We start from the raw sequence: 6,773 nt of genomic DNA on the forward strand, positions 1-6,773 counted from the left end.
CCTTCCCTCGCGGGGTCAGATGCCGCGCTGGCTGCCGTAGAAGACCAGACGGTACTTGCCGATCTGCACCTCGTCGCCGTTCGACAGCGGAACGGTGTCGATGCGCTCCCGGTTGACGTACGTGCCGTTGAGGCTGCCGACGTCCGTGACGGTGAAACCGCCGTCCTGTCCTCTGCGGAACTCCACGTGCCGTCGCGAGACCGTGACGTCATCGAGGAAGATGTCGCTCTGCGGGTGACGGCCCGCGGTGGTCACGTCGCCGTCCAGCAGGAAGCGGCTGCCCGAATTCGGACCGCGCCTGACCACGAGCAGCGCCGAGCCCAACGGCAGCGCGTCGACGGCCGCCTGGGCCTCCGGGGAGAGCGACGGGATCGGCGTCTGCCCGGTGGTCTCCGAGTCGTACGCCTCGAGACCGGAGATGGAAATGGTCGAGGTCGTCTCCGAAGCGCGCTCGGCAGCGGCGCCGGGCCGCAGCGGCGCACCGCAGTTGGAGCAGAACCGGCTGGCCTCGCCGGCCCGGTGGCCACACCTCGTACAGACCGGCAAGGCAAACCCTCCACCCGCACTTGAGGTCTCTGGTGCTCCGAAACCTATGCGTCCGGCCGCGGCAGGGTCAACAGAGGACGCGCCCTGACCGCCAGGGACGCCACCTCCCGGGGCACCCACCTGGTCCCGGAACAGAGGACGCCCTTCCTGGGCCCCCTCGCCGCCTTCCGACGGACGCGACGCCCTGTGACGGGCGGAGCCGCCGTCCTGGCGTGCGCTCTTGCCGAACAACTTCCCAAACAACTTCACGGGCGATTCCCCTTGACCGAAACAGACCCGCCCGTGGGGCAGGACAAACCCTCGATGCACACACCGTCCGACCCGGACACCTCTACAACGTCCGTGGTCAGCTCACAGTTTCCACCACGCGCCCCCAACTTGGTGCGCCGACCCCCCGCAACCTCCCACGCTCCCCCTGGAGCCCTCGTCCGTGGCCGCCTCACTGCGATGACGACCGAGCGTAGTCAGGCCGCTTCGCCGGGCGCAAGGCATCCACAATGATCTTCTCAGACCGGGCCACCGCCACGCCCGCCTGCTCCTTCTCCAGAGTCTGCACCACCCCGCCGGGGATGTTCAGCGCCGGCTCCAGGTCCTGCGGCTTGCCGATGACCTTGAACCGGTAGGGCTGCGAGACCTTCTTCCCGTCGATCTCCACCCGGCCCGCGGCACCCGAGAAATAGGTGTCGGCGACCACCCGGACATCGTTGATCTGGATCGCCTCCGCACCCGCGGCACGAAGCTCCTGGATCGCGTCGAGCAGCATGTCGGCCTCGACCTTGCTCTTGGCGTCACTGACCGTCAGCTCGATGCCGGGCCCCTTGGCCGCCACCGTGCCGGCGAGCACACCGAGCTGTCCCTCTTTCTGCTCGGTCTGCTTACGCGCCTCGGCGGCCTGGTTGGAGCTGCTCTCGAGCTCCGACTGCTGGTTCTCCAGCCGCCGCTTCTCGTCCTCCAGCCGCTTCGTGCGGTTGTCCAGCTCGTCCAGGATCCGCACCAGGTCCTCCTGGCGGGCTCCGCGCAGGGCGCTGCTGTCGTTGGTCGACCGCACCTGGATGGCCAGGCCCAGTCCGAGCACGCACAGCAGCAGCGCCACGATGAGCTGCGCCCGCGTCAGCCTCGGGGGCCAGAGCCCCTTGGCGAGCCGTTGACGACCGGTCAACGGACCGGCCCCGGCAGGCTCCTTCACCGGAGTCACAGGGTCGGGCGTGTCGCCCTCGGGCGGCGCGGGTTCCGGCCGCTTCGGCCGTTCCGGCTGCTCCGGTCGCTCGGAACGGCCCACCTTGTCCGGGATATCCGTGGTAGCGGCTTCGTCGGGCTCCGGCGTCCGCCCGGCCCCGTCGCCCTTGTCGGGTTTCCCTCCGGCCTCTTCGGGCTCCCGCTGCTGCTCCGGCTCCTCGGTCGGCTCCGGCTTTTCGGACTTCTCCGGCGTGTCGTCGCTGCTCATCGGCCTCACGCCCGGAACACGTGCCGCCGGATGGCGGCCGCGTTGGAGAAGATACGGATACCCAGGACGACCACGACACCGGTGGACAGCTGCGCGCCGACACCGAGCTTGTCACCGAGGAAGACGATCAGCGCGGCCACGACCACGTTGGACAGGAAGGAGACGACGAAGACCTTGTCGTCGAAGATTCCGTCCAGCATCGCCCGCAGGCCGCCGAACACCGCGTCGAGTGCCGCCACGACAGCGATGGGAAGGTAGGGCTCGACCACCGTCGGCACCACGGGACGGACGACCAGTCCGACCACGACTCCCACGATGAGGCCCAATACGGCGATCACGATGTGCCCTTCCCTGTGTCGGTGCCGCGTTTCTCCGCGCCACCGCCCTGCGGCTGTGCGGTACGTACGAGCAGGCTCGGCGCGGCCGGCAACCGGACCTCGCCCTCGGCGGAAATGCTGGCCCGGACGCCGTAATTCTGCTGGAGAACATGCAGATACTGTCCGTCGGCACTGTCCTGGAAAGCGGTGCTCAGCCGCTGCCCGTCGCCGATCGCCAGCACCGTGTAAGGCGGTACCAGCGGTCTGTTGTCGACCAGTATGGCGTCACCGGCGGCCCTGATCGCCGACAGCGCCGTCAGCCGCTGTCCGTTGACCGCGATCGCCTCGGCGCCGGACTGCCACAGACCGTTGACGATGCGTTGCATGTCACGGTCGCGTACCCGTCCCGTGTCGGAGAACCCGCTGCTTTCGCGCGGCCCCCCGGCACCGGACTGCTTGTTCTGCTTGGCGTCGTCGACGACGACCTTGACCCCGGGACCACGCGCCGGGGTGGCCCCCGCGAGCAGCGACACCAACTCGGCGCTGTCCCCGCCGTGTTTCTCCAGGGCGTCACGCTGCTTCGTGCCGACCGCGTCCCGCAGAGTGTCGACATTCTTCTGCAGGGTGTCCGCGGCCGAGGTCTCTTTCTCGATCCGGTCGATGAGCTGCTGGCGCTCCTTGGCCAGAGTGGGCGCCGCTATCCGTGCCTGTGCGGCTCCGAGCGTCACCACGGCCGCGGCCAGCAACAGGGCGGCGGCGAGCCCCAACTTGGCGCGGAGCGTCCCCGGCAGCCCCTTGCCGCCCTCCGCGCGCCGGGCGGCCGCCTCCGCGTAACCGTCGTCGAGGCTGTGGTCCATGACATTGGTCAGCAGCGACATGGAGGCATCGGGGCGCGGAGCCGGCGATGCGGTGCTCCGAACGGGGGGCTGCTGCGACATGCCGCACATCGTCGCACGTCGGAGCCGTCGTCTCCCAATGGCCCCACCGGCGTGCCGGATCCGGACCGGGGAGACGACGTCCCGTCGACTTCCTCGGGTACCGCTGTCGGGTACCCCGCTACGCGCTGATCAGCGCCCGGCGCCGTCCACGATCGCCGACCACTCGTCCAGCAGGGCCTGCGCGGAGGCGTCGTCCGGACCCTCCGCCCACAGATGTGTCACCGCCTCGGCAGGGTCGGGCAGGACCATCACCCAGCGCCCGTCGGCCTCGACCACCCGCACACCGTCGGTCGTGTCGACCGAGCGGTCCCCGGCCGCCTCGACCACATGACGCATGACGAGTCCCTTGACCGCCCACGGAGTGGCCAGGTCGCGCCGCAGCACATGCGCCCGCGGAATGCGTGCGTCTATCTGGCTGAGGGTGAGCTGCGTACGCGCCACCAGACCGACGAGGCGTACGAACGCGGCCGTACCGTCGAAGACGCTGCTGGACTCCGGGACAATGAACCCGCCGCGCCCGTCCCCGCCGAAGATCGTCGATTCCGCGCGACCGACCCGGGTCAGATCGTCGGGCGACGTCGTCGTCCACTCGACCTGAGTACCGTGGTACGCGGCCACCTGCTCGGCGATCCGGGTCGTGGTCACCGGGAGCGCGACCCGCCCGCTGCGCCGCTCGGCGGCGACCAGGTCCAGCAGGACCAGCAGGGCGCGGTCGTCCTCGACGATGCGCCCGCGCTCGTCGACGAGCGAGATCCGCTCGCCCACCGGGTCGAACCGCACTCCGAACGCGGCCCGAGCCGAAGCGACGATCTCCCCGAGCCGCACCAGACCCGACCGACGGGTGTCGGCCGTCTCGGTCGGATGCGCCTCGTCGAGCCCGGGGTTGATGATGAGCGCGTCCACACCGAGCCTGCCGAGCAGGCTGGGCAGAACAAGCCCCGCGCTGCCGTTCGAGGCGTCGATGACGACCTTCAGCCCCGCCTCCGCGACACCTGTCGTGTCCACCGACCGCAGGAGCGAGCCCGTGTACGAGTCGTAGACGCTGGACGGGAAGGACAGATCACCGATCTCACCGGGGAACGCCCGCCGGTACTCCTGCCGGGCGTAGACCCGGTCGAGCTTGCGCTGACCGGCCTGGGAGAGATCGGCGCCGCGCTCGTCGAAGAACATGATGTCCACCGAGTCGGGCACGCCCGGTGATGTACGGATCATGATTCCGCCGGCGCTGCCGCGCGCGGTCTGCTGCCGGGCGACCGGCAGCGGTACGTTCTCCAGGTCCCGGACGTCTATGGCACTGGCCTGCAGCGCGGAGATCACCGCGCGCTTGAGCGCCCGCGCGCCACGGGAGTGGTCGCGAGCCGTGGTGACCGTGGAACCCTTTTTGAGGGTCGTCGCGTACGCGCCGGCGAGCCGCACCGCCAATTCGGGGGTGATCTCCACATTGAGGATGCCGGAGACACCGCGGGTGCCGAAGAGATGGGCCTGGCCCCGGGACTCCCAGATGACCGAGGTGTTGACGAACGCGCCCGCCTCGATGGTCTTGAAGGGATAGACCCGGACGTTGCCTTGAATAATCGATTCCTCACCGACGAGGCACTCGTCCCCGATGACAGCGCCGTCCTCGATCCGGGCAGCGCGCATGATGTCGGTGTTCTTGCCGATGACGCAGCCGCGCAGATTGCTCTGCGGGCCGATGTAGACGTTGTCGTGCACGACGGCCTTGTGAAGAAAGGCACCGCTCTTCACGACGACGTTGGAACCCACCACCGTGTGCTCGCGGATCTCGGCGCCCGCTTCGACCTTGGCGTAGTCGCCGATGTAGAGCGGACCGCGCAGGACCGCATCCGAGTGCACCTCGGCGCCTTCGGCCACCCAGACCCCGGGCGAGATCTCGAAGCCGTCGATGTCCACATCGACCTTGCCTTCGAGCACATCGGCCTGGGCCTTGCCATAGCTCTCGTGGGTACCGACGTCCTCCCAATAGCCCTCGGCGACATAGCCGTAGATCGGCTTGCCTTCCTTCATCAGCTGCGGGAAGACATCGCCCGACCAGTCGACGGGCACATCGGGCTGGACGTAGTCGAATACTTCGGGCTCCATGACGTAGATGCCCGTATTGACGGTGTCGGAGAAGACCTGGCCCCAGGTGGGCTTCTCCAGGAAACGCTCGACCTTGCCCGCCTCGTCGACAATGGTGATGCCGAACTCCAGCGGATTGGGCACCCGCGTCAGACAGACGGTGACGAGTGCGCCCTTCTCCTTGTGGAAACGGATCAGGTCGGTCAGGTCGAAATCAGTAAGGGCGTCACCGGAGATGACCAGAAAGGCATCGTCCTTGAGAGCTTCTTCGGCATTCTTGACGCTGCCTGCCGTGCCGAGTGGCTTTTCCTCATTGGCGTAGGTGAGCTCCATGCCCAGTTCCTCGCCGTCACCGAAGTAGTTCTTGACGAGTGAGGCGAGGAACTGCACGGTCACCACGGTCTCGGTGAGCCCGTGCCGCTTGAGCAGACGCAGCACATGCTCCATGATCGGCCGGTTCACCACCGGCAGGAGCGGCTTGGGCATGCTCGAGGTCATGGGGCGAAGGCGTGTGCCTTCGCCGCCGGCCATCACGACGGCCTTCATGTCGGAAACGTCCTCCTTGCGAGACGACGGTCAGTTCCGACTTCACCCGCGCGGATCGCCGACGCGCATCGCGTACGGCTTTCGCTCCCTGGTGGGGCGCATGAACAACGGCGAGGTCAGTCGGTGGTGGCGTCCGCCTTGACGAGTCGGCGGACCTGAACCACGTAGAGGATCCCTGCCCACCAATACAGGGTTGTACCCCACCCGGCGAACGCCCATCCGAAAACAGCAGCGAGTGAAGCCGGCCAGCCGTCTCCGTCACTGAGAAGGAGCAAGGGGAAGGCGTACATCAGGTTGAAGGTGGCGGCCTTGCCGAGGAAGTTGACCTGCGGCGGCGGATAGCCGTGGCGTCGCAGAATCCACACCATGACCAGCAGCATCATTTCCCGCGCCAGCAGGGCCGCGGTCAGCCAGACCGGAAGGATCTCCCTCCAGGTGAGGCCGGCCAGTGTGGAGAGGATGTAGAGCCGGTCGGCGGCCGGGTCGAGGAGTCGGCCGAGGCTGCTGATCTGGTTCCAGCGCCGGGCGAGCTTTCCGTCGAGGTAGTCGCTGACGCCGCTCAGTCCCAGCACGAGCAGTGCCCAGCCGTCGCTTCCCCGGAGGATCAACCACAGGAAGAGGGGTACGCCGACGAGGCGCGCCATGCTGAGGATGTTCGGGATGGTGAGGACGCGGTCGGTCTGGACTCGCGTCTCCTGGACCTCCACCCGGGGGCCTCCTGTGGGGATATGTACCAACGATGCCCCCTGACCCTACCCGCAGAGTTCGGCGGTCGGTGCAGAGGGGGCGGGGAAGGGGTTTGTTCTGTAAAAAAGCCCGGAAACGCAGAATAGCCCCCGCAGGAACCAAATGGTTCCCACAGGGGCTACTCTAAAAATTGTTCGGCGGCGTCCTACTCTCCCA

The 6,773-nt window shown here is 67.9% G+C and carries 6 protein-coding genes; all 6 read right to left on the reverse strand.

The window, feature by feature from the left end; translation table 11 throughout:
* Nucleotides 1–15: 15 nt before the first annotated feature.
* The 6 genes from ACZ53N_RS19395 to ACZ53N_RS19420 all read right to left on the reverse strand — a co-directional run bounded on the left by ACZ53N_RS19395 (nt 16) and on the right by ACZ53N_RS19420 (nt 6,577).
* A complete protein-coding gene (locus ACZ53N_RS19395) occupies nt 16–855 on the reverse strand; it encodes an FHA domain-containing protein (RefSeq protein ID WP_370418267.1) in 840 nt (279 codons plus the stop codon).
* 130 nt (nt 856–985) lie between these two features.
* The gene (locus ACZ53N_RS19400; protein ID WP_469142050.1) at nt 986–1,990 is read right to left on the reverse strand and encodes a DUF881 domain-containing protein; all 1,005 of its coding nucleotides are present in this window, start codon (nt 1,988–1,990) and stop codon (nt 986–988) included.
* A gap of 5 nt (nt 1,991–1,995) precedes the next feature.
* Nucleotides 1,996–2,328, reverse strand: a complete 333-nt coding sequence (locus ACZ53N_RS19405) for a small basic family protein (protein WP_003984969.1) — start codon at nt 2,326–2,328, stop codon at nt 1,996–1,998.
* Complete coding sequence (locus tag ACZ53N_RS19410; RefSeq protein WP_469142051.1) at nt 2,325–3,245, reverse strand: DUF881 domain-containing protein; 921 nt, start codon at nt 3,243–3,245, stop codon at nt 2,325–2,327. The genes ACZ53N_RS19405 and ACZ53N_RS19410 overlap by 4 nt, the downstream gene beginning before the upstream one ends.
* A 129-nt stretch (nt 3,246–3,374) precedes the next feature.
* Entirely contained in the window at nt 3,375–5,870 is a 2,496-nt protein-coding gene (locus ACZ53N_RS19415; protein ID WP_469142052.1) for a sugar phosphate nucleotidyltransferase, read from the reverse strand.
* Nucleotides 5,871–5,986: 116 nt separating this feature from the next.
* Nucleotides 5,987–6,577, reverse strand: coding sequence for a CDP-alcohol phosphatidyltransferase family protein (locus ACZ53N_RS19420; RefSeq protein WP_469142053.1), 591 nt, complete (start codon nt 6,575–6,577; stop codon nt 5,987–5,989).
* Nucleotides 6,578–6,773: the final 196 nt, after the last annotated feature.

The sequence above is a fragment of the Streptomyces sp. NPDC033229 genome (genome assembly GCF_055576875.1).

What these genes read in the sequence shown, in the direction of transcription:
- ACZ53N_RS19400 (WP_469142050.1), bottom strand. Translation starts at nt 1,990, where the DNA reads ATGAGCAGCGACGACACGCCGGAGAAGTCCGAAAAGCCGGAGCCGACC.
- ACZ53N_RS19415 (WP_469142052.1), bottom strand. Translation starts at nt 5,870, where the DNA reads ATGAAGGCCGTCGTGATGGCCGGCGGCGAAGGCACACGCCTTCGCCCC.
- ACZ53N_RS19410 (WP_469142051.1), bottom strand. Translation starts at nt 3,245, where the DNA reads ATGTCGCAGCAGCCCCCCGTTCGGAGCACCGCATCGCCGGCTCCGCGC.